Genomic DNA, 22,638 nt, shown 5'->3' on the forward strand with positions numbered 1-22,638 from the left:
ATTGCGTGCACGTCATCTTTTGCGTCAGATTATTTCGACGCGACAATGCCTGCATTTCGGCCGGATATCGACCCCTTGCGCCAATCTAGCGCTGTACTCTTGCCTTGGACACCCGCCACGTGATCCCCTTATGAAAATCTTATGCCGGCCGATGCAAGTCGCAATCGAAACCGGACGCGGGGCAGGGGTAGCCTCCACTCATCGACAACGGGTGAGCATCATGACCCTTTACGATTTCAGCCTTCGCCATCGTTCCGATACGCCGGATCGCCAGCCCGGCATCAGCCCCTTTGAGGGAGCGGATCGCGCCGACGGCGGGCCGGATGCCTTGAAGCTCCTGCTTCTGCGCATCGCGGTGGTGCGCCGTCTGCGTGAACATCACGTCTGGGAGGCGGTACGGCTGCTCCGCGACAGGACTGAACTGGTCGCTGAAGACTGGCCGTCGCGCCGCTTCCGCAAACTCATGGCCGCTGATGCATTGGTCGATGCCGTGATCCAACTGACGACTTCGACCGAAGCCAAGCTCTGCCTGCGTACCCTCAGCCATGAATGCGGGGTGTGGACCTGCGCGCTTCGCTATGCGCCTGAGGGTGCCGGACGCGTGACATTCAGGGTGCGCCACGCCGATCTGGCGTCGGCGATCCTTTCGGCCTTCTTGCAATGCTGCCGCTTCCATCAGCTTTCCATCGAAGGCGACAGCACCCGCCGCGGCCATCTTCCAACCTGAAGGACATTTCCATGAGCGATCATTGGCTTCGCCTCGAAGGGGCGATCACGGCGTTGGTTACGCCATTCAAGGACGACAAGGTCGATACCGTCGGCCTGATGTCGCTGGTCGAATGGCAAATCCGCCACGGCATTTCCGGCATCGTCGCCTGCGGAACGACCGGCGAAGCGGCGACGCTTTCCCGCACTGAGCGTAGAGTAGTCATCGAACGGTGCGTCGAGGTCACTGAGCGGAAGATCCCTGTAATCGCCGGCACGGGTACGAACTCTACCGAAACGACGATCGAACTGACCGCGGAAGCTAAGGCGCTCGGCGCCGACACAGCCCTCATCGTTGCGCCCTACTATAGCAGGCCCTCCCAGGACGGGATCTATCGCCACTACGAGGCGGTGGTCCGGGCGGTCGATCTGCCTGTCATCGTCTACAACGTGCCCTCACGCACCGGCGTCGATATCGCGCCGCGCACGCTCGAGCGATTGGCGCAGTTGCCTGGGGTCGTCGGCATCAAGGACGCGACGGGAGACGTCGGCCGCTTTCTCGCATCGTCGCCATCGATCAAGGCGCAGCTCTGCCACTTCTCGGGCAACGACCAGACGGCGCTGCCGTTCAACCTTTGTGGCGGGCACGGCACGATTTCGGTGGCCGCAAATGTCGTGCCGAGGCTGATGGTGTCGTTGCATCATGCGATCACAACGGGCAACGCCCAAGCGGCTGTCGCCATCCATCAGCGGCTCCAACCTCTGTTTATCGCGCTCGAGCGCGAAACCAACCCGGGGCCGATCAAATACGCCTTGCATCTGGCACGAGGCTTAAGCCCCGACGTGCGGCTGCCGCTGACGACGGTGTCGCCGGAGACGGCAGCCGAGATCCGTTCAGCGCTCGAACCGCTGGCCGAGGTTCGCAGCGCCTCCCATGCCAGCCCGAGCTTGCCACTGGCGCTTGCGAGCTGAGGCCGCGTCGCGGCGATCAACGGACTTTTCCATATCATCGCAGATCGGACGGCTTTTGCCGCTGTGCGCGGCCGACACGGCGCGCGCTACACATCAAACACATCAAAGGAGACAGACCATGTCACGCTTTCCCCATCTTGCCGCGCAGGCGGAACAAAGACGCCGGTCGGAGGGCAGCGATAACTATGCCACCTCCAACAGTGTGGTTCGCGACGCCTTTCTCGGCATCGGCATCCGCCTCGGTATCGTGCTTGGGCTCGCCTATGCCATCCAGATGGTCATCCCCTGGTTTGTCGGCTGAGTCGCCGCACTCTTCATCAACGAGGACCATTCGATCATGGGCAGTATGCAGCAGGTACGGTGTGGCTTCCTGGCGCGCGCGCGTTTCGTCGTCGGGCGCGATAGTCATGGATGGTGGGTTGTCTCCGACCGCAAGGGACTGGTCGGAGGGCTCTTCACCAATGAGGCGGCGGCGATCCATTTCGCCATCGAAGCAAGCGATCGGCACCCCGAAGAGGTTTGCCGGGCGCCGGACGGCGCCGCCATCGATCTCGGTACCTTTGCGGGCAGGTCGTGCGTGCGCAGGCCGTCCCGCCGCCGCGCCCACCCCTGATTTCGAGGTCTTTGTTTCCGTCGGCCAAGGGCTCGCTTGGTCGACGGAGAGGAATGCAGAATGCCTCCCAAGGGCGCCATGGCGCGTCCTGTTCGTAACCTGTCAGTCTTTGAAATCTTAATTAGCGATTGCTTGCAAAGCCTTGCCGGCGGGTTCATTGTTTTGTGCACATTTTGTCCAAACGGCTCTGGATAGCATGCGGAGCACGGGGCCTCTTCGAAGGTTCGCCATTAATGAATTGTCGTGAGTGCGGTTGCGAGATCGAGGGGCGTTTTTCGTTTTGCCCGAGCTGCGGAGCCAAACAGCAGAGCCTGTGTCCGGGCTGTGGCGCGGACTGTCTGCCAGGTTTCGCCTTCTGCCCGAATTGTGGGACGCCGGTGGACAAGCCGACGGCGGCAAAGGTCCTGGCGTCCGGGCACACTGCCGTGATGCCCCAGCCTAGAGCGGTGCGGGACTCATCCCTGACGGTATCGAGCGACAACGAAAATGCCGACCGCCGCACGGCAACCATTCTTTTTGCCGATCTGTGCGGGTTTACCAGCCTTGGCGAACATATGGATCCGGAGATCCTGCAAACGTTTCAGAACGAACTTTTTGCAGAGCTCACCGAGGCGGTCGAAACCTATGGCGGCTTCGTCGACAAATTCATCGGCGATGCGCTGCTCGCGCTGTTTGGCGCCCCGGTGGCGCATGAGGATGATGCCGAGCGGGCCCTGCGTGCAGCGATCGACATGATCGCGCGCGGCAGCCTTGTCGGTGAGCGCTGGCAGGATCGCATCGGTGCGCCGGTCAGCCTGCATATCGGCTTGAATACCGGAACCGTGGTTGCCGGCGCCCTGGGCGCTGGAGACAGCAGATCCTATTCGGTCACTGGCGATGCCGTGAACACCGCGCAGCGCCTGCAGTCCATGGCAGGACCCGGCGAAATTCTCGTTGGACCGGTGACACACCGCGTGACCCGGCATGCCTTCGCCTACGAGGCGCTGGGTGCAACCGCATTGCGCGGCAAGGCCGGCATCATCGAGGTTTACCGTCTGATCAAGGTTCTTGACGCCCCTAGTGCCGCACGAGGTCTGGAGGCGTTGGGTCTGACTTCACCATTGGTCGGGCGCGATGCGGAAATGAAGCGACTGCTCGATTGCCTGGAACTCGCCTGTAACGGGGCGGCGCAACTGGTGCGTCTGTCCGGGGAGGCGGGGATGGGAAAATCGCGCCTCGTCGATACATTTCTTGCGCTGGTCGCCGTCGATCCGCGCTTCGGGCACGTTGTCGTTCGTCGCGCTAGCTCTTCTCCGCTCGGAGAACCTTCCTACGGTGTTCTGGCATCTGTTTTGCGCGGCGCCTATGGCATCTCGACCTTCGATACATTGGAGCGGACGACAGAGTTGCTCACAGCGGGGCTTGCCGAGATCGGCTTTGCGCCCGAAAAGCTTGAACAGCTCGTGCCGCTTTTCCTTCGCATCCTGGGGATGGGAACGCACGACGAAACCTTGCGCCATGTCGAGCCGGAACAGATGCGTCGCCAGCTCTTTGCGGCCGTGCGAGCCATCTTCGAGCGGCGCCTGTCGCGAACGCCGCTGCTGCTGGTGATCGAGGATCTGCATTGGGCCGATGCCGCGTCCCTCGATGCCATCGCCTTTATCCTCGACCGGATGGAGGGCAGTCCATTGATGATGCTGACGACGCAGCGCCCGGACGCGGCGGTCGATCGGCTGAAGCCTGGCCGAACGAGCCTCACGGCGTTGCGGCTCGCGCCGCTCACCGAGACCGAAGGGCGCAGGCTGCTTTCGGCCTTCTTCGGTACCGATGGCCTGCATCGGGGGCTGGCGGGCCGAATACTGGCGCGCGCCAGCGGAAATCCGCTGTTCATCGAGGAAATCGTACGTGGCCTGATCGAAGTCGATGCGCTGAAGCATTTCGGGGCCGCCTGGCGCGTGGTCGAGCGCGAGGCCACCGTCGATATTCCCGTAACCATCGAAGCCATGCTTTTGGGCAGGATCGACCGACTGCAACCGCGGTCGCGCAGACTGCTTCACCATGCGGCAGTCATCGGCCCGCGGTTTGATGTCGACTTGCTGCGTGTCGTTGCCGGCGATGAAGCCACGATCGATGCGGCGCTGGACAATCTGTGTGATGCCGAAATTATCGAGGAGACGCGGGAGGGACGCTTACAGGGCGCGCAGACCTACCGCTTCACCCAGACGCTGCTGCAGGAGGTGGTCTACAACAACCTGCTCCTGCGTCGGCGTGCGGAGATACATGCCGTTGTCGCCGACCAGCTTGAGCGCCGCTATGGAGCACAGACGACAAGGCTGGAGGAGATGGCGTTGCTTGGCCACCATTTCAGCCAGTCGGAGGATAGGTCGAAGGGCGCGCGCTATCTCATGGCGGCAGGAGAACGCGCGCAGGCGATCTATGCGAATGATGATGCCATACGGTTCTACAAGCAGGCCATGGCCGCCTGGGCGGCCGCTGGCGAGGAGGGGACCGAATGGCTTGCTGCCCGCGAGCGCGTTGCCGATCTGCTCGGCCCTTCCGGGCGGCGCGACGCGGCTGCTGGGCACTACGCTTCCCTGCTCGACGTCTATCATGCCACTGACGACCGGGTCTCAGCGGCCCGCATCCAGCGCAAGTACGGACATCTCCTGTGGGAGGCGGCCCGGCGCGACGAGGCGCTGGTGGCATTCGCGAACGCGGCCCAGCTTCTGGAAGACGCGGATGCGCCGATCGAAAGCGCCCATCTCTCCCAGGAACGGGGCCACCTTGCCTTTCGCATGGGCAACTATGCCGACGCTATCGTCTGGGCCGACGATGCCCTGAAGCGTGTCGGGGCGCTGGTGCCGCAAGCACCGGACGCTCGGCGCGAAATGGATCGGGTGACGGCGGAAGCCCTCAATACCAAAGGGGTGGCGCTGGCGCGCCTCAACCGCGGCACTGAGGCGATCGCAACGATCGAGCGCAGCGTCTCGGTCGCGGAGGCTGCCGACCTGCTCAATGCGGCCTGCCGGGGGTACACCAATCTTGCCGTCCTCTACACGATCATCGAGCCACGGCGGGCCATCGAGGTCTGCAAGTTCGGCTTCGGCATGGCCCACCGTATCGGCGACCTCAGCTTCCAGGCGCGGCTGCTTTCCAATCTGGCGGTGGCCTACTGCACCTTCACCGACCGCTGTGCTGCCGACGGCATTCCGGCTGCCGAACGGGCGATCGCGATCGACCGCGAGCTCGATCAGCGCGATCATCTGCCGGTGTCGTTGCTGGTGCTGGGACAGATCGATCAGTGCCACGGTCGCCCGGATGTCGCGCGCCGTCTGTATGAGGAGGCTCTCGAACTCGCTTTCGAAACGCGAGAGGCACAGCTGTTGTTTCCGTGCTATGATGGCTTGGCGACGCTCTGCCTTGATGCTGGTGACCTCGATGGTGCGGAAAGGCACTTCGCTTCGGCTCGCGACATATGCACACGGCACGGTCTTGATCCCGAAGCGTTGATGATACTGCCATTCCTCGACTAGGGGCGCTGCAGGGCAGGTCCGTCGAAGGTAAACACGACGATTCGGGTTCTACTGCATGTTTCCTTAGATCCTATTCGATTTAAGGATAAAAACATGCAGCCATTCAAAGTGCTACAGCGACCTTTGCGCGTCTAACAAGACGCGCGGCGCTGTAGGATTGGCCGCGAAAGGGCGCCCGAAATGTAGGCTTGTGTCGCCAAACCGGCTCTGCGTTCGACGCGATGGTCGCGTTTAGCGCACCGCGCGAGACGCGCTCCCCACATCTCCGTGACCCACGGTCGGCATAAGGAGAAAAGATTATGGTTGAACAGCACAATGGACCGTTGCAACCCGGTGACCGGGCACCGAACGTGGTTCTCGACGCCATCACCCAGGACGGTCAGATTTCCATCGACGATTTTCGCGGTCGCAAGCCGGTGCTGGTCGGCCTGTTCCGCGGTCTGCACTGCCCCTTCTGCCGACGCCAGATCGCGGCGATGGCGCAGCTCGACGAGGCACTGCGCGAAAAAGGTGTCGAGAGCCTGACGGTCGTCAACACGCCGATCGACCGGGCGCGCCTTTATTTCCGCTACCATCCGCTGCCACATCTGCTGGCGGCGTCCGATCCGGAACGGGTTTCTCACCGCGCGTTCGGCTTACCCAATCTTCAGTTCACCGAGGATGAGGACGATTGGCCTCACAAACTTGCCAAGAAAACCGTCATGGCAATGCTGGTTGACATGCCGGGCGAGCTGCCGGCCGCTATGGATCCTTGGGCGGCCTCGTCGTTTCTCGACAAGGCGGACGGCTATGAAATCACACATGACGACGAACGCATGATCGCGACGGGCGAAGGGCAACTCGTCGGCGAGTTCCTGCTCGATCGGGATGGCATCGTGCGATGGAGCTTTACCGAGGCCACGGCTGACGGACACAACATGTTCGGCGTGCCTCGCCGAGAGGAGCTGATGTCGGCCGCGTCGAACGTCGCCCATTGACCGCCGCCCGTGGACGATAGACGGCGGCACGTTTGGCCGGCGCCGGTGTTCGTCCCGCGAAGACGATGCTGCCCCGAAATGAAAATGTCGTTCGGGGCAGCCGGTGGCGCGACGCCCGACGTCAGGCGAGCGAGGCGACCGCTTCTTCGATCAGAGCGACGACCTCCGGGGCACGCGAGGCCAGCGACGCGTGGCTCGCGTCAAGCGTGATCGTCTTCTTCGCCTTGATGCGCTCCGCCATCCACTGTTCGGTTTCCGGCGGAATCATGTTGTCGCGGCTCGACACCTGATACCAACTGGGCTTCACCTTCCAGGCCGGCGGGCCGGACTTGTCTTCAAAGCAGCGTCCTGCAATCGGCTTCTGCGCGACGGCCATGACCAGCGCTTCGGTCTCGCCGAGATCCTGGCCGAAGCTCTGGCGGAACGTCGCCTGGTCGAGCCAGAGGAAACCATCCTTATCAGGCCGGATACTGCCGGCACCGGAAGGGGCGTCGCGGCGGGCGAAGATGCTGCCGAGACTGTCACCTTCGTCGGGCGCGAAAGCGGCGATATAGACCAAGCCGGCAACGTTCGGCGCGTGGCCGGCGCCGGTGATCACGGCACCGCCATAGGAATGGCCGACCAGCAATGTCGGCCCGTCCTGTGCGGCCACAAGTTTCGATGTCCGGTCGATGTCGTCGGCAAGTGACGTCAGCGGGTTCTGGACCGCTGCGACATTGTAGCCCTTGGCGTGCAGCGGCGGTATCACGTGGCGCCAATGCGAGGCGTCACCCCAGGCGCCATGGACCAGGACGATGTTCTTGATGGCTGGCATTGTCCGTTCCTTTCCTTCCCACTTCAGCGCCGCGCGTCTTATTAGACGCGCAAAGGTCGCTGTAACACTTTGAATTGCTGTATGTTTTATCCTTAGATCGAATACAGTCTAACGAAACATGCGGTAGGGCTCTCGAATCCTCGGCACTTTGCCGTCGACATGGCGCGTGCCTCCTGCCGGGCGGATGCGTTCAGGTCGCGAGAGCAAAGTAGGGCGGCGAGGCTGGCCGATCCATGAGCTACCCCGAATATTCCGCGCAGTGGCGGCCGCTGCGGTCGATGCCGTCACTCGGTGGCTTGCACGGCAATGCCGTCACGGTGGGCCGGTTGATCAGATCACAGGTAGGCAGACGATCGGCTTCATCGAAGCACGATCGCCGTTCCTCTCATCTATCGATCAAGTTCTCGATCGTGCCTTACTGTTTCTTGTAGGCGCCGTCGAACGAGGCAGAGTTGCCGCAGAAAACGCGGCAATCCTTGGGAGTGACATCGATCTGGGAACCTGTGATCTTCAAGTCGACCGTGCACTGACCGTCGGCGCCGATTTCCTCAGGCGTGAAAACGTGCTGCACCGCCTCCCCTTCAAGCGGGGCACGGAAGGTTACCGAGCAGGAGTCGTAGGAGGGAGCGCCGACATCGGTCGAGATGTTGACCAAGAGGTTGCCATCGGGAAACAACACGCTGTCGAGCACGCCGCGCGCGTTCCCGTACGTGCCTGTGAGATGTTTTTGGTCATAGGCGGAGCTGAGTTCGGCATAGCGGCCACGATAGCTGTCGATCAGGCAATTCATCACCTTCTCGTCCGAACCCTTGCAATGGTCTCGCTTTGCAAGCCAGGCGCGCTGGCTCGATTCCAGTGTGGCGGCATCCGCGCCTGGCGCAGCGCGGACGGCCTTGTACAGGTCGGCCATGGTCTGATCGATCCACCCCATTCCGGAATCTCCGCCGGAGCAAAGAACTTTTTCGACCTGGCTCTTGGCCTTTGAACAATCAAAGCTCGGCTCCTCCTGCGCCTGGACCAGAGATGGTGCAGTCGACATTGAGAAAAGACCAAGACCGAAAACGAAAAATCTGTTCATTGTACCGTCTCCTCGTGTGGCGTTGGACAACCCGTGAGAACTGTGCGTGCCGTTGGTTTCACAAATTCGATGGCAAGGGTCAGGGCCTGTTAAATTCATCCACTCTGTTCAGGACCATGGGATCGGATGGAAGGAAACAGGCGCAAGGCAAGACCCGAAGGTCTTGTCGAGCACTGTTTTCGATCAGACTGCCCATAGTCCTGATCACGAAGGGCGAGGCCGATTTTGCGCGTGGCTGCGTCGGAAGGATTTGAAAATGTTGGTGTATATCCTGCCGCTGTAGTGTGTGTGCAACAACGTAACGCTGCTTGAAATTAAGTTGTATCCTATTGAATACTGCAATCTTTGCGATTTTGCGTCAAGGTAAACGAGTAGCGATTCATGCCGCTTTCCATTTAGCGCAATCCGCAGTGTGCCGATGATCCGGCACGGATCGTCCCATGCTGTTCTGATCCTCTCCAATATCGCGCTTAGGCGTCATCGGCCGCAGGTTCGATGAACCTTGGAAGCAAAACGTAAAAAGGGCTTCCGGTTTCCCGAAAGCCCTTTTTATCAGAAACTTGGATGGTGGGCGTGACAGGGATTGAACCTGTGACCCCTACGATGTCAACGTAGTGCTCTCCCGCTGAGCTACACGCCCATCCGATGAGGCGCATAGACCATAGAACCCGCTCTCGCGTCAATAGGGTTTTCGAAGGTTTTTTGACTGAAATTTTGCTGGCGGTTTTCCGTCATCGTCTGCCGCCTGTGGCGGCTTGCCGGAAGTCCGAATTTCCGGGCTTTGCGCGTAAGTCACTGAAATAAAAAGACCGCCGGAGATCCCTGTGGATCGCGGCGGTCGATCTGAAGTCTGCGCCGATCCGGTCCAAGTGTCACGGACGGCGGCGGCAGCTGTGGAAAAAATGTCTGGCCTCAGGCGGCCAGCATCTTGTTGACCTCGTCGACCAGGTCGCGAAGGTGGAAGGGCTTCGACAGGACCTTGGCGTCCTTCGGAGCTTTCGAATCCGGGTTCAGCGCGACCGCGGCAAAGCCGGTGATAAACATCACCTTGAGATCCGGATCGAGTTCGGTCGCCCGACGGGCAAGCTCGATGCCGTCCATCTCGGGCATGACGATATCGGTCAGGAGAAGCGAGAAGGGCTCTTCGCGAAGGCGGTCGTAGGCGCTGGCGCCGTTGTCATAGGACATGACCTTGTAGCCAGCCTTTTCGAGCGCCTTCACAAGGAAGCGGCGCATATCGTTGTCGTCTTCGGCAAGAAGGATTTTCACAGTCATGAACTCGGCCGTTGCTTCTCTTTATTCATTGCGTATGGATTGCGGCGTTCTATCCAAACCGCAACGGGGTAAATATCTCGTGAACGCGACGCGTCAACTCCCCAGAAACCGGAGTGGGCGCACTATGGACACAGAGCCGACCAACTGGCAACATGATGGCAACAGCAAGAACCGCACATGGTAAAAAGGGTTCCGATGGGGGAGATGACGGAGAGGGAGCTGTTTGAGGTTCTGGAACCTGCAAGTCAGCGGATTCCCTTCGTATTCAACTCGCCGCATAGCGGCCGCTCTTATCCACAGGCCTTTCTCGATCAGTCCCGCCTCGATGCGCTGGCGATCCGTCGTTCCGAAGATCACTATGTCGACGAGCTGTTCCAGAACGCGACGTTCCTCGGCGCGCCGATGCTGCTGGCGCATTTCCCGCGGGCCTTCCTCGACGTCAACCGCGAGCCTTACGAACTCGACCCGCGCATGTTCGACGGGCCGGTGCCGCCGCATGCCAATATCAGTTCGATGCGGGTGGCAGGCGGCCTTGGAACCGTGCCGCGGCTTGTCGCCGAGAACATGGAAATCTATCGCGGCCGCTTCCCCGTCGAAGACGCGCTGGCGCGCATCGAGACGATCTACAAGCCCTACCACGCCACCTTGCGCAAGCTCATCGCCCGCACGCATGTCCAGTTCGGCCTGTCGGTCTTGATCGATTGCCACTCGATGCCCGGCAATGTGCATCTGCCGGGCAGCGCCCAGCGGCCGGACTTCATCATCGGCGATCGTTACGGCACCAGTGCCGCGGCGGAACTGTCGAGGATGGCCGTCGATCTGTTGGCTGAGCTCGGCTATACCGTCGCGCGCAACAAGCCCTATGCCGGCGGTTTCATCACCGAACATTACGGCCGACCGAGCCGCGGCCTGCATGCGCTGCAGATCGAGATCAATCGCGGGCTCTATGTCGATGAGACGACGCTGGTCCGCAAGCCCGGTTTCGGCGCGCTGGTCGCCGATCTCACCAGCTTCATCGCGTCGCTCGCGCGTCATGTCGAGGATTATGGCGCCTATCTGCCGCTTGCTGCGGAGTAGCGTCGGTTCCCTATGGCATGTTCCTTAAATCCTATTCGATTTAAGGATAAAAACATGCAGCAATTCAAAGCGCTACAGCGACCTTTGCGCGTCCAATAAGCCGCGCGGCGCTGTAGTAGACCTCAAAAAGAACCGCGCCGGTGGCGCGGTTAAGTCTAGGGAGGAAACACCCAAGGAGGGTATTTACAGTCACAAGTGACTGCACAAAAACCCTAATATTGCACTGCACAATTGTCAAGTTGAGAGAGTGAAAACTTTTGCAGTGCGGCAAAGGAATTTCACCGGATCGACGGCGCTGAAACGATCGGAACGGCCCACCGTCTTGGATCGCTGACAGCCGGTCGCTTGGCCGTTTGCCTTTCTGCAGATTTCGTCTATGCAGATTGGACCTTCCTGCTTCTTTCCCTAAAGAGAGTGACATGCTGCCCGACCGCTCCTTTTTCGATCGTCTCGCCGATGCCGCCAAGGCGGAAACCTTGCCGCGCTTTCGCATCGGCACGAGCGTCGTCAACAAGCTCGAGGGCGGTTTCGATCCGGTGACCGAGGCCGATCAGTCGGCTGAGGCCGCGATCCGCGCTCTGATCGAGGAGAATTTCCCCGGTCACGGTATCCTCGGCGAGGAGCATGGCAATGTCGGGCTCGATCGCGAATATGTCTGGGTGATCGATCCGATCGATGGCACGCGCGCCTTCATCTCCGGCCTGCCGGTCTGGGGCACGCTGATCGGTCTTTATCGCAACGGCGATGCGGTGATGGGCCTGATGGATCAGCCATTTACCGGCGAACGCTTCTTTGCCGACGGCAAGCAGGCGCTCTACCGTGGACCCGACGGCGACAAGGTGCTGTCGACCCGCACTTGCGACGCGCTTTCAGATGCCGTGCTGTTTACGACCTCGCCGCATCTCTACACCGGCGACAACAAGACCCGCTTCGAGGCGCTGCAGGACAAGGTGCGGCTGTTCCGCTACGGTTGTGATTGCTATGCCTTCGCGCTGCTTGCGGCCGGTCATGTCGACCTGGTCATCGAGTGCGGGCTCAAGCCCTATGACGTCGGCGGCCTTATCCCGTTGATCGAGCAGGCTGGCGGCATCGTCACCAACTGGCAGGGCGGCCCGGCGGAAATGGGTGGCGAAGTCATCGCTGCCGGCAGCGCCGAACTGCATGCGCAGGCGCTGGAAATTCTCAAAGGCTGAATTTTCTCAAAAGACTGAATTGTCTCAGGCCGCTTCGCCTTCGTCCTTGTCGTCCTTATCGGGAATGACGAAAGCAAGAATGGCCGCCATGGCCTGGGCGCGATAACGATCGGCCTCGTGCAGCAGTTCGTGGCGCGCACCGTCGATCGGGATCATGTGGGCGGCGCGGAAATTGCGCGCCAGCCACTCGACGGCGACATGCGGCACCAGCCGGTCTGCTGTCGGCGCCAGGATGATCGTCGGCAGGGTGATGCGGGTCAGATGTTCCCGTCGGGCGACGCGGCGCATTGCACGAAACGCTTCGGTCAACCAGCGCGCCGACGGCGGCCCAAGTCGCAATTCCGGATAGGCTTCGGTCAAGGCCAGGTTGCGCGCAAAGCGCCGGCGGTCGGCGGTCAGCACGTTGTTTTCAAAGGGGCGATTGCCTTTGTCGGCATGCAATGGCAGCCGCCCGAGACCGACCCAGCGCATCACCGTTGCCATGCTGGCGATGCTGCGTTCGCCAATTATCTGGCCACCGAGGCCGACAAAGGGGGCAAGCACCACCAGGCGATCAATGCGGCTCGAAAGCATGGGCGCGAGCGACAGCGCGACCAGCGCGCCCATGGAGTGGGCGACAATCGAAAACGGCAGCCGGGTATCCGGCAGCACGATCTGTTCGAGGAAGGTGGTCAGATCGCGCTCGTAATAGGAGAAGCGCTCGACATGGCCGCGCCCGGCCTCGGGCAAGAGCCGCTCCGAGCCCGCCTGGCCGCGCCAGTCGAAGGTTGCGACCCAGAGGCCGGCGGCGTTGAGTTCGGCGATGGTCTCGAAGTATTTCTCGATCGATTCGTTGCGGCCCTGCAGCAGCACCACGGTGCCGCGCGCAACCGGCGTCCTGGTCTTGAAGATGGCGTAGCGGATCTTGCGGCCACCGGCTCCATCGAAGAAGCCCGCCACGTGATTGTCCGGTAACGGATTATCCGGTGTGGAGCGGAGGATCGTGGTCATGACGGACGAAACCAGGCTGAAGACGCGTTGATCGGTATCATCAGGGATAGGCGGCGGGCTTGGCGCCGTCAAAGAAAAAAGCCGGAAACGGTGGGTGAAATCCGGACGATCACCGTTTCCGGCCGCTGAAGGGGAAGGGACATGTCACTTCAGCCCCAGGAGATTTCCTCCCAGTGTGGCCTTTGTAACGCCCCTGATCTGAACCACGGCCGAACCTGTCATTCATCCGCCATTCACCTCTTGGGAATCTTGAGGCGGCATGCCTTGAACTGACGAAATCGCATTCCCATCTCTTGCTCACGGACGCCGATAACGGGTCCGTTCACCGGTCGCGCCGCTGCCTGGATGGGGTGGCAGACCAGACATCGCAAACAGTTGCTCCCAGGAGGACACCATGCGTCACGTTGATTTTTCCCCCCTCTATCGCTCCACCGTCGGCTTCGACCGCCTCTTCACGATGCTCGACAGCCTCGGCCAGCCTGACCAGGCTCAGACCTATCCGCCCTATAACATCGAGCGCACCGGCGAAAACGCCTACCGCATCACCATGGCGGTTGCCGGCTTCGACGAAACCGAACTGTCGATCGAAGCGCGCGAACATACGCTGACAATCAAGGGCGAAAAGAGCGAGGACAAGGCCGAAGAAAACCAGTTCCTGCATCGCGGTATTGCCAAGCGCGCCTTCGAACGTCGCTTCCAGCTTGCCGACCATGTGGAGATCAAGTCCGCTTCGCTGAAGAATGGCCTGCTGCACATCGACCTCACCCGCGAGATCCCGGAAGCAGCCAAGCCGCGCCGGATCGACATTACGTCGGTCGCATCGCAGCCGAAGCAGATCGAGGCCCAGAACCTCTAATCCCTCCCTCCCAAGCTTGAAGAGGCGGCGCCCGAAAGGACGCCGCCTTTTTTTGGGATCGTTGTTTTCGCGTCTTCCCGGACAGGTTCTAGATCATTGAAATAACGCAATGCCGGACGGAAAACCGTTTCACACTTTTCCTGGAATTGCTTTAGGGGCGGACGGGTTCGGCGATGGCGTCCAGCTCTTTGCGGGCGGCGTAACGCTGGGCAATCACCGCGCAGGCCATCAGCTGGATCTGGTGGAAGAGCATGACCGGCAGCACGATCGCACCGATGTTCTGGCCGGCGAAGATGGCGCTTGCCATCGGGATGCCGCTCGCAAGGCTCTTCTTCGAGCCGCAGAAGGTAATGGCGATCTCGTCGGCGCGGTTGAAACCGAAGAGGCGGCTGCCGAACATGGTGACGGCGAGTACCAGCGCCAGCATGACGATCTCGATCGCGACCAGCACCCCGAGATCGGCAAGCGAAAAGGTCTGCCATAGCCCCGATGTGACGGCCTGGCTGAAGGCCAGATAGACGACCATGAGGATCGAACCGCGGTCGACGGGCGCAAGCAGGCCCTTGCGCGCCCGGATCCAGCCGCCGATCCACGGCTGCAACAATTGACCGGCGATGAACGGTGCCAGCAGCTGCAGCAGGATCTGCTCAAGGGCATCCAGCGACACACCGCCATGGCCGCCGGCGGAAAATAGGAGACCGACGAGAAGCGGCGTCAGGAACATGCCGAAGATGTTGGAGGCGGACGCTGAGCAGATTGCTGCCGGGACATTGCCGCCGGCAACCGACGTGAAGGCGATCGACGATTGCACGGTCGAGGGCAGGACGCAGAGGAAGAGGATGCCGGTATAGAGCGCCGGCGGCAGGACCGATGACGGTACGAAGCCGACGACGAGGCCGATCAGCGGGAACAGCACGAAGGTCGATGCCAGGATCGCCAGATGCAGCCGCCAATGCAGGAAGCCGGCGACGACGACATCGCGCGACAATCTTGCGCCATGCAGGAAGAAGACCAGGCCGACCGCCACCTTCGTTGCCATGGCGAACCAGGCCGTCGCCTCGCCATGGATCGGCAGCATCGATGCCAGAAGCACGGTGAGAAGCAGGAGCAGGGTGAAGGTGTCGGGAAGATAGCGGCCCATGTCTGTCACTGGCTCGATTGAGAAACGTCTTGCCGAGAAATGTCATTATGAAGCAGGATGCAAGGAATAACAGTTATCGCGAAATTGGATAATGCATGCTCGACCTCGTGCAACTGCGCAGCTTCGTTGCGCTCGAACAGATGGGCAGCTTCACCCTCGCGGCCGAGAGACTGGCGCTTGGCCAGTCGACGGTCAGTCAACATATTCAAAGGCTTGAGGCGTCGCTCGGGCGCAAGCTCGTTGCCCGCGACACGCACCGGGTCTCGTTGACGACGGATGGTCAGGCCCTGCTTGCCCATGCGCGTTCGATGCTGGCGATCGACGACGAGGTCAAGGCGCTGTTTGCCGAAAGCAGTCTGCGCGGACGATTACGGCTGGGCATGTCGGAGGATTTCGTCACCAGCCGGTTGCCGGGCGTGCTCGAAGATTTCGTTCGCGCCCATCCGTCGGTGGAGCTCGAATTGACGGTAGCACTCAGCGGCGTGCTCTACCATATGCAGGATGGTGGCGAGATCGATCTGGTGCTGGCAAAGCGGCGGCTGGGCGATCCGCGCGGCGAACTGGTCTATCGCGAGCCGCTGGTCTGGTTGGCGCGTGATCCCGAGCGTGTGAAGCGTGACAGGGTGCTGCCGTTGATCGCCTTTCCGCCGCCGAGCATCACGCGCAGCGTGGCGCTCGAGGTGCTCGACCGGCATCGGCTGCCATGGCGGATCGTCTGCACCTGCGGCAGCCTCAGCGGGCTGACGGCCGCCGCCCAAGCGGGCATGGGCGTGCTCGTCCAGCCGCGCAGTATGGCGCCGCAGGGCCTGCGGGAAATACCCACCGGCACCTTGCCGCCGCTGGAGGATGTCGAGTTCGTACTGGTTCCCAGCAAGGGCGCCGACCAGAAGCTGATCGCGGCGCTCTCGACCGAGATTTTGTCGAAGGTGAGGACGTTACAGGGCCAGGCGTGAGCCACAACACCGCGCGTGGCACGCGGTATTGTGGCTCTTTGAATTTGCTGCATAATTTTCTCCTCGGATCTATCCTGATCCAAGGAATTATGCAGTCGCCTCAGCAGGCTGCGACGAAGCGATCGACGTCGTCCATCTTGGTCGCAAAGCTCGTCACCAGGCGATAGAGGCCCTCGTCGGCCGCGAGGCTTCCGGCGAGTTCGTGCGGAACCGGCCAGTCGTAGAAAACGGCGCCTTGCTCCTGCAGTTTCGTCGCCACGTCCTTTTTCAGGATGACGAAGACCTCGTTGGCTTCGACCGGCCAACCGAGCCGGCTGTTGCGCGAAGCGGCGATGCCGTTGGCAAGACGCCGGGCCATGGCGTTGGAATGCCGGGCGAGGTCGAGCCAGAGACCGCCTTCGAGGTAGGCGTCGAACTGGGCCGAGACGAAGCGCGATTTCGAGAACAACTGAGCCGAGCGCTTGCGCAGGAAATGCATCTCGTGCGCCTTCGAAAGATCAAAGAGGACAAGGGCCTCGGCGCACCAGCAGCCGTTCTTCGTGCCGCCGAAGGAAACGAGATCGACGCCACGCTTCCAGGTCATCTCGGCCGGTGTGGCATCGAGGCTGACCAGCGCATTGGCAAAGCGGGCGCCGTCCATGTGCAGCGGCAGCTTGTGTGCATTGGCGACCGCGGCAATCGCCTCGATCTCATCGAGTGCGTAGACGGTGCCGCTTTCGGTCGCTTGCGTCAGCGTGACCGCCATCGGCTGACCGCCATGGACATTGTCGAGCGGGTAGCGGCGAATTTCCGCCTCAAGGCGCGATGCGTCCATCTTGCCATGTTTGCCGTCGACGGGCTTCAACCTCGATCCATGGGTGAAGAATTCCGGAGCGCCGCACTCGTCGGCCGTCACGTGCGCTTCGCGGTGGCAGAACGCGACGCCGCCGGCGCGGCTGGTGCTGGCGAGCGCCAGCGAATTGGCGGCCGTTCCCGTGCCGACGAAGAAGACTGCGACATCGCGCTCGAAAACCTCCGACAGTTTCCTCTCCACCTTCCGGTCGAGCTCACTGGTGCCGTAGGCGGAGGCGTAGCCGTCGGCATGGGTCACGAGGCTCTGGGCGATGGCAGGGTGGGCGCCAGCCCAGTTGTCAGAGGAAAAAATCATCACATATCGTCCTGTTTCACGGTCATATCGACGTCGTTCGGGCGACCATAACCCACCTGCCGGCCGGATCAATCACGGTCGCTGCTATGGAGGCCAACAGGATACCAGTTTGAAACCAAAATGAAGAAAACGTCCGTTTGTCGTAATTAAATTATAAAACCGGGAAATTTTCGGCAATGTTCGGCAAAATCCCTTCTATTATTTGCTCATATGCCCCTTGCGGAGGGGGGCGGTTTCTGGCATAGAGCGCATGAAATAGGACAGTCTTGCTGTCCTATTTCGGTCTAGGGACCGGAACAATCGCCGCAAGTGCCCAAAAAATCGGCAATCGGCGTGTGGCGCAGGGGGATCCGCCGGATTTCATCCGGTTGTTAACGCCTGCCATCAGGATGGTCACTGACATCAATGCCTGATGATGCCGTGCATTATTTGCGACCTGATCAGGATCATGAGACGATGAATGCCCCGGCTTTGGCGGCACGTGAATGCGTGCGACGAGAAGCCATGCGCGGGCGCAGGTATGCCCGGACATGCCGGGTTCAACAGGAGGGAAGACGATGACGGATCACACGCCATCACAGCAATCTGGGCTCAACCTCGCACACACTGTTGCGACGGCTGAAAAAACGCCCACATTCCCGTCCGGCCTGCCGCGAAAACAGGGTCTCTATGATCCGCGCAACGAACACGATGCCTGCGGCGTCGGCTTCGTCGCGCATCTGAAGGGTGAGAAGTCGCACCAGATCGTGCGCGACGGCCTCTTCATGCTCGAAAACCTGACGCACCGCGGTGCCGTCGGCGCCGACCCGCTGATGGGTGACGGCGCTGGCATCCTCGTGCAGATCCCCGACCGCTTCTTCCGCGAGGAAATGGCCAAGCAGGGCGTTACCCTGCCGAAGGCCGGCGAATATGGCGTCGGCTACCTCTTCATGCCGCGCGACGAAAAGCTGATTGCCCATTTCAAGGACGTGATCAGCGAAGTGGTCGCCGAGGAAGGCCAGCACGTGCTTGGCTTCCGCGACGTGCCGGTCGACAATTCGTCGCTTTCCAAGGCTCCTGATATCGCTGCGACCGAACCGCACCATGTGCAGGTGTTCATCGGTGCCGGCCGCGATGCCGCGACCAACGCCGAATTCGAGCGTCGCCTGTTCACGCTGCGCAAGGTGATCTCCAACCGCATCTATGCGGAAGCGGAAGGCGGCGATCTCGGCTTCTACGTCGTGTCGCTGTCGACGCAGACGATCGTCTACAAGGGCATGTTCCTGGCCTATCAGGTCGGCGCCTACTACAAGGACCTGGAGGACGAGCGCTTCCAGTCGGCCGTCGCCCTGGTTCACCAGCGCTTCTCGACCAACACGTTTCCGTCCTGGAAGCTCGCGCACCCCTATCGCATGGTCGCCCACAACGGCGAAATCAACACGCTGCGCGGCAACGTCAACTGGATGGCGGCGCGCCAGGCTTCCGTGTCCTCGCCGCTCTTCGGCGACGACATCTCCAAGCTCTGGCCGATCTCCTACGAGGGTCAGTCGGACACCGCCTGTTTCGACAACGCGCTCGAATTCCTGGTGCAGGGCGGTTACTCGCTTTCGCATGCGGTGATGATGCTGATCCCCGAAGCCTGGGCCGGCAACCAGCTGATGTCGCCCGAGCGCAAGGCGTTCTACGAATACCACGCAGCGCTGATGGAGCCGTGGGACGGACCGGCAGCCGTGGCCTTCACCGACGGCCGCCAGATCGGCGCGACGCTCGACCGCAACGGTCTGCGTCCGGCCCGCTATATCGTCACATCTGATGATCGCGTCATCCTCGCGTCTGAAGCCGGCGTGCTTCCGGTCGACGAAGAAAAGATCGTCAAGAAGTGGCGCCTGCAGCCGGGCAAGATGCTGCTCATCGACATGGAGCAGGGTCGCATCATCTCCGACGAGGAGGTGAAGTCTTCGCTCGCCGACAAGCATCCTTACCGCAAGTGGCTCGACGATACCCAGCTCATCCTCGAAGAGTTGAAGCCGGTCGAGCCGCGTGCGCTGCGCCGCGACGTTTCCCTGATCGACCGCCAGCAGGCCTTCGGCTACACGCTCGAAGACACCAAGATCCTGATGTCGCCAATGGCCACCACCGGCCAGGAAGCCATCGGCTCGATGGGCACCGACACGCCGATCTCGGCAATGTCCGACAAGCGCAAGCTGCTCTATACCTACTTCAAGCAGAACTTCGCGCAGGTCACCAACCCGCCGATCGACCCGATCCGCGAAGAGCTGGTGATGAGCCTCGTCTCGTTCATCGGCCCGCGCCCGAACCTGCTCGATCATGCCGGCATGGCGCATGCCAAGCGGCTGGAAGTGCGCCAGCCGATCCTGACCAACGGCGATCTGGAAAAGATCCGCTCGATCGGCCATACCGAGGACCGGTTCGACACCAAGACGCTCGACTTCACCTACGACATTTCGCGCGATGCCGAAGGCATGCCGGAAATGCTCGATCGCCTCTGCGAACGTGCGGAAGCGGCGGTCAAGGGTGGCTACAACATCATCGTGCTTTCCGACCGCCAGGTCGGTCCGGACCGCGTCGCGATCCCGGCGCTGCTGGCAACGGCCGCCGTGCACCACCACCTGATCCGCAAGGGCCTGCGCACCTCGGTCGGCATCGTGCTGGAATCCGGCGAACCGCGTGAAGTGCATCACTTCTGCCTGCTCGCCGGCTACGGCGCCGAAGCGATCAACCCGTATCTTGCCTTCGATACGCTGACCGACATGCACAAGCGCGGCGATTTCCCCAAGGAAGTCGACGGCAGCGAAGTGGTCTACCGCTATATCAAGGCGGTGGGTAAGGGCATCCTCAAGGTGATGTCCAAGATGGGCATCTCGACCTACCAGTCCTATTGCGGCGCGCAGATCTTCGATGCTGTCGGCCTGTCGTCGAAGCTGGTCGACCAGTTCTTCTTCGGGACTGCGACGACGATCGAAGGCATCGGCCTTGAAGAGATCGCGGCCGAAACCGTCGCCCGCCACAAGGCAGCCTTCGGTGCCGATCCGGTGCTTGCCAACACGCTCGATATCGGTGGCGAATATGCCTACCGCATGCGCGGCGAAAGCCACGCCTGGACGCCGGATGCGATCGCCTCGCTGCAGCATGCCGTGCGCGGCAATGCAGAGGATCGCTATCGCGAATTTGCCGAGATGGTGAACAACTCGGCGCTCAGGATGAACACGATCCGTGGCCTGTTCACCGTCAAGAGTGCGGAGGCTGCCGGCCGCAAGCCGATCTCCGTCGACGAGGTCGAGCCGGCCACCGACATCGTCAAGCGCTTCTCGACGGGCGCCATGTCCTTCGGCTCGATCAGCCGCGAGGCGCATACGACGCTGGCAATCGCCATGAACCGGATCGGCGGCAAGTCGAACACCGGCGAAGGCGGCGAGGAAAGCGACCGCTACCTGCCGCTGCCCGATGGCTCGACCAACCCGGAACGGTCGGCGATCAAGCAGATCGCCTCCGGCCGCTTCGGCGTGACCACCGAGTATCTTGTTAATGCCGACATGCTGCAGATCAAGGTGGCCCAGGGCGCCAAGCCCGGCGAGGGCGGGCAGCTGCCCGGCCATAAGGTGGATGCGACCGTCGCCAAGACCCGGCATTCGACGCCGGGCGTCGGCCTGATTTCGCCGCCGCCGCACCACGACATCTACTCGATCGAAGATCTGGCGCAGCTGATCTACGACCTGAAGAACGTCAACCCTGAAGCCGATGTTTCGGTCAAGCTGGTCTCGGAAGTGGGCGTCGGCACGGTTGCTGCCGGTGTCGCCAAGGCGCGCGCCGACCACATCACCGTTTCCGGTTTCGACGGCGGCACCGGCGCATCGCCGCTGACGTCGTTGAAACACGCCGGCAGCCCCTGGGAAATCGGCCTTGCCGAAACTCAGCAGACGCTGGTGCTGAACGGCCTTCGGTCGCGCGTTGCCCTTCAGGTCGATGGTGGCCTGAAGACCGGCCGCGACGTGATCATCGGCGCGCTTCTCGGCGCCGACGAGTTCGGTTTTGCCACCGCGCCGCTGATTGCGGCCGGCTGCATCATGATGCGCAAGTGCCACCTCAACACCTGTCCTGTCGGTGTCGCGACCCAGGATCCGGTGCTGCGCAAGCGCTTCAAGGGCACGGCCGAGCACGTCATCAACTACTTCTTCTTCGTTGCAGAGGAAGTGCGCGAGATCCTCGCCTCGCTCGGCGTGCGCAGGCTCGATGAAATCATCGGTGCTTCCGAACTCTTGGAGAAGGACGGCGCGCTCGCCCACTGGAAGGCCAACGGTCTCGATTTCTCGAAGATCTTCCACAAGGTCGACGCTCCGAAGGCGGAGACCTACTGGACCAGCCGCCAGAAGCACCCGATCGACGACGTGCTCGACCGAACGCTGATCGAGAAGGCCAAGATCGCCTTGGAAACCAAGGCGCCCGTCGCCTTCGAAGCCAAGATCAAGAACGTCGACCGGTCGGCCGGCGCCATGCTTTCGGGTGTGCTTGCCAAGCGCTGGGGCCACAAGGGCCTGAAGGACGATACGATCCACGTCACCCTCAAGGGTACGGCGGGCCAATCCTTCGCCGCCTTCCTGGCGCGCGGCATCACCTTCGACCTGGTGGGCGACGGCAACGACTATGTCGGCAAGGGGCTTTCCGGTGGCCGTATCATCGTCCGGCCGCCTGAAAACACCAAAATCGTGCCCGAAAACTCGATCATCGTCGGCAACACCGTGCTTTACGGCGCGATCTCCGGCGAATGCTACTTCAACGGTGTTGCCGGCGAACGCTTCGCCGTGCGCAATTCCGGTGCCATTGCGGTCGTCGAAGGCGTGGGCGACCACGGCTGCGAATACATGACCGGCGGTGTCGTCGTCGTTCTCGGCGCGACGGGCCGCAACTTCGCGGCCGGCATGTCCGGCGGTGTTGCCTATGTGCTGGACGAGGAAGGCGATTTCGCCCGCCGCTGCAACATGGCGATGGTCGAACTGCAGCCGGTGCCCGAAGAAGACGACATGCTCGAGAAGCTGCATCATCACGGCGGCGACATCATGCACAAGGGCATGGTCGACGTGTCCGGCGATATGACGCGCCACGACGAGGAGCGGCTCTATCAGCTGATCTCCAGCCACCTGCACCATACGGGCTCGCCCCGGGCAAAGGCGATCCTCGACCATTGGGCAGACTACCGGCCGAAATTCCGCAAGGTCATGCCGGTCGAATATCGTCGTGCGCTCGAAGACATGGAACGCATGAAAATGGCAGAGGCGGCCGAATAGAGGCCCCGGTGAAAAGGGCTCCCGGTTCCGAAAAGGGTTCGGGGGTTCATCAC

At 61.6% G+C, this 22,638-nt stretch carries 17 protein-coding genes and 1 tRNA gene; 11 read left to right on the plus strand and 7 right to left on the minus strand.

All coding sequences use genetic code 11. The annotated features are described in order from the left end of the window. Positions 1–220: 220 nt before the first annotated feature. From C6558_RS22545 to C6558_RS22570, 6 genes are all read left to right on the plus strand, one after another. A complete protein-coding gene (locus C6558_RS22545; RefSeq protein WP_057217960.1) occupies positions 221–727 on the plus strand; it encodes a hypothetical protein in 507 nt (168 codons plus the stop codon). Positions 728–738: 11 nt separating this feature from the next. Then, on the plus strand, positions 739–1,677 hold the full coding sequence (dapA, locus tag C6558_RS22550) for a 4-hydroxy-tetrahydrodipicolinate synthase (protein WP_057217958.1): 939 nt from the start codon (positions 739–741) through the stop codon (positions 1,675–1,677). A gap of 118 nt (positions 1,678–1,795) precedes the next feature. Continuing rightward, positions 1,796–1,978 carry a hypothetical protein gene (locus C6558_RS22555; protein ID WP_025424829.1) on the plus strand — a complete coding sequence of 61 codons (183 nt, stop codon included), beginning with the start codon at positions 1,796–1,798 and terminating at the stop codon, positions 1,976–1,978. A gap of 36 nt (positions 1,979–2,014) precedes the next feature. Further along, the gene (locus tag C6558_RS22560) at positions 2,015–2,290 is read left to right on the plus strand and encodes a hypothetical protein (RefSeq protein WP_057217956.1); all 276 of its coding nucleotides are present in this window, start codon (positions 2,015–2,017) and stop codon (positions 2,288–2,290) included. A gap of 233 nt (positions 2,291–2,523) precedes the next feature. Then, positions 2,524–5,802, plus strand: a complete 3,279-nt coding sequence (locus tag C6558_RS22565; RefSeq protein WP_057217954.1) for an adenylate/guanylate cyclase domain-containing protein — start codon at positions 2,524–2,526, stop codon at positions 5,800–5,802. Between the two features lie 299 nt (positions 5,803–6,101). Continuing rightward, positions 6,102–6,779 (plus strand): peroxiredoxin-like family protein, encoded by a 678-nt coding sequence (locus tag C6558_RS22570; protein WP_025424826.1) that lies wholly within the window; start codon positions 6,102–6,104, stop codon positions 6,777–6,779. 121 nt (positions 6,780–6,900) lie between these two features. Here C6558_RS22570 and C6558_RS22575 read toward each other — a convergent pair whose 3' ends face one another. The 4 genes from C6558_RS22575 to cpdR1 form a co-directional block, all read right to left on the minus strand. Next, entirely contained in the window at positions 6,901–7,593 is a 693-nt protein-coding gene (locus C6558_RS22575) for an alpha/beta hydrolase (RefSeq protein WP_057205636.1), read from the minus strand. 415 nt (positions 7,594–8,008) lie between these two features. Next, a complete protein-coding gene (locus C6558_RS22585) occupies positions 8,009–8,671 on the minus strand; it encodes a lysozyme inhibitor LprI family protein (RefSeq protein WP_057205638.1) in 663 nt (220 codons plus the stop codon). A gap of 565 nt (positions 8,672–9,236) precedes the next feature. Continuing rightward, positions 9,237–9,311, minus strand: a tRNA-Val gene (locus C6558_RS22595). Positions 9,312–9,583: 272 nt separating this feature from the next. Further along, complete coding sequence (cpdR1, locus tag C6558_RS22600) at positions 9,584–9,946, minus strand: response regulator CpdR1 (protein ID WP_025424823.1); 363 nt, start codon at positions 9,944–9,946, stop codon at positions 9,584–9,586. A gap of 195 nt (positions 9,947–10,141) precedes the next feature. On the opposite strand from cpdR1, the gene C6558_RS22605 reads away from it, so the two are divergent. Together C6558_RS22605 and hisN are read left to right on the plus strand one after the other, a co-directional pair. After that, entirely contained in the window at positions 10,142–11,023 is an 882-nt protein-coding gene (locus tag C6558_RS22605) for an N-formylglutamate amidohydrolase (RefSeq protein WP_025424822.1), read from the plus strand. 419 nt (positions 11,024–11,442) lie between these two features. Further along, complete coding sequence (gene hisN, locus C6558_RS22610; RefSeq protein ID WP_057205640.1) at positions 11,443–12,216, plus strand: histidinol-phosphatase; 774 nt, start codon at positions 11,443–11,445, stop codon at positions 12,214–12,216. A gap of 24 nt (positions 12,217–12,240) precedes the next feature. On the opposite strand, the gene C6558_RS22615 is transcribed toward hisN, so the two are convergent. Next, positions 12,241–13,206, minus strand: coding sequence for an alpha/beta fold hydrolase (locus C6558_RS22615; protein WP_057217952.1), 966 nt, complete (start codon positions 13,204–13,206; stop codon positions 12,241–12,243). 394 nt (positions 13,207–13,600) lie between these two features. On the opposite strand from C6558_RS22615, the gene C6558_RS22620 reads away from it, so the two are divergent. Further along, entirely contained in the window at positions 13,601–14,062 is a 462-nt protein-coding gene (locus C6558_RS22620; RefSeq protein ID WP_025424819.1) for an Hsp20 family protein, read from the plus strand. Between the two features lie 151 nt (positions 14,063–14,213). Here C6558_RS22620 and C6558_RS22625 read toward each other — a convergent pair whose 3' ends face one another. Then, positions 14,214–15,203 carry a bile acid:sodium symporter family protein gene (locus C6558_RS22625; protein WP_025424818.1) on the minus strand — a complete coding sequence of 330 codons (990 nt, stop codon included), beginning with the start codon at positions 15,201–15,203 and terminating at the stop codon, positions 14,214–14,216. Positions 15,204–15,298: 95 nt separating this feature from the next. Between C6558_RS22625 and C6558_RS22630 the strand changes: the two genes are divergently transcribed. After that, complete coding sequence (locus tag C6558_RS22630) at positions 15,299–16,156, plus strand: LysR substrate-binding domain-containing protein (RefSeq protein WP_057217950.1); 858 nt, start codon at positions 15,299–15,301, stop codon at positions 16,154–16,156. Positions 16,157–16,256: 100 nt separating this feature from the next. On the opposite strand, the gene C6558_RS22635 is transcribed toward C6558_RS22630, so the two are convergent. After that, positions 16,257–17,303, minus strand: a complete 1,047-nt coding sequence (locus tag C6558_RS22635; RefSeq protein ID WP_057205649.1) for a low specificity L-threonine aldolase — start codon at positions 17,301–17,303, stop codon at positions 16,257–16,259. 557 nt (positions 17,304–17,860) lie between these two features. On the opposite strand from C6558_RS22635, the gene gltB reads away from it, so the two are divergent. Continuing rightward, positions 17,861–22,585, plus strand: coding sequence for a glutamate synthase large subunit (gltB, locus tag C6558_RS22640; RefSeq protein ID WP_025424815.1), 4,725 nt, complete (start codon positions 17,861–17,863; stop codon positions 22,583–22,585). The last annotated feature ends 53 nt before the right edge of the window (positions 22,586–22,638 follow it).

The sequence above is a fragment of the Ensifer sp. NM-2 genome (assembly GCF_003024455.1).
Lineage (GTDB): Bacteria > Pseudomonadota > Alphaproteobacteria > Rhizobiales > Rhizobiaceae > Ensifer > Ensifer canadensis.

What these genes read in the sequence shown, in the direction of transcription:
- C6558_RS22545 (WP_057217960.1), top strand. Translation starts at nt 221, where the DNA reads ATGACCCTTTACGATTTCAGCCTTCGCCATCGTTCCGATACGCCGGAT.
- dapA (WP_057217958.1), top strand. Translation starts at nt 739, where the DNA reads ATGAGCGATCATTGGCTTCGCCTCGAAGGGGCGATCACGGCGTTGGTT.
- C6558_RS22555 (WP_025424829.1), top strand. Translation starts at nt 1,796, where the DNA reads ATGTCACGCTTTCCCCATCTTGCCGCGCAGGCGGAACAAAGACGCCGG.
- C6558_RS22560 (WP_057217956.1), top strand. Translation starts at nt 2,015, where the DNA reads ATGGGCAGTATGCAGCAGGTACGGTGTGGCTTCCTGGCGCGCGCGCGT.
- C6558_RS22565 (WP_057217954.1), top strand. Translation starts at nt 2,524, where the DNA reads ATGAATTGTCGTGAGTGCGGTTGCGAGATCGAGGGGCGTTTTTCGTTT.
- C6558_RS22570 (WP_025424826.1), top strand. Translation starts at nt 6,102, where the DNA reads ATGGTTGAACAGCACAATGGACCGTTGCAACCCGGTGACCGGGCACCG.
- C6558_RS22575 (WP_057205636.1), bottom strand. Translation starts at nt 7,593, where the DNA reads ATGCCAGCCATCAAGAACATCGTCCTGGTCCATGGCGCCTGGGGTGAC.
- C6558_RS22585 (WP_057205638.1), bottom strand. Translation starts at nt 8,671, where the DNA reads ATGAACAGATTTTTCGTTTTCGGTCTTGGTCTTTTCTCAATGTCGACT.
- cpdR1 (WP_025424823.1), bottom strand. Translation starts at nt 9,946, where the DNA reads ATGACTGTGAAAATCCTTCTTGCCGAAGACGACAACGATATGCGCCGC.
- C6558_RS22605 (WP_025424822.1), top strand. Translation starts at nt 10,142, where the DNA reads ATGGGGGAGATGACGGAGAGGGAGCTGTTTGAGGTTCTGGAACCTGCA.
- hisN (WP_057205640.1), top strand. Translation starts at nt 11,443, where the DNA reads ATGCTGCCCGACCGCTCCTTTTTCGATCGTCTCGCCGATGCCGCCAAG.
- C6558_RS22615 (WP_057217952.1), bottom strand. Translation starts at nt 13,206, where the DNA reads ATGACCACGATCCTCCGCTCCACACCGGATAATCCGTTACCGGACAAT.
- C6558_RS22620 (WP_025424819.1), top strand. Translation starts at nt 13,601, where the DNA reads ATGCGTCACGTTGATTTTTCCCCCCTCTATCGCTCCACCGTCGGCTTC.
- C6558_RS22625 (WP_025424818.1), bottom strand. Translation starts at nt 15,203, where the DNA reads ATGGGCCGCTATCTTCCCGACACCTTCACCCTGCTCCTGCTTCTCACC.
- C6558_RS22630 (WP_057217950.1), top strand. Translation starts at nt 15,299, where the DNA reads ATGCTCGACCTCGTGCAACTGCGCAGCTTCGTTGCGCTCGAACAGATG.
- C6558_RS22635 (WP_057205649.1), bottom strand. Translation starts at nt 17,303, where the DNA reads ATGATTTTTTCCTCTGACAACTGGGCTGGCGCCCACCCTGCCATCGCC.
- gltB (WP_025424815.1), top strand. Translation starts at nt 17,861, where the DNA reads ATGACGGATCACACGCCATCACAGCAATCTGGGCTCAACCTCGCACAC.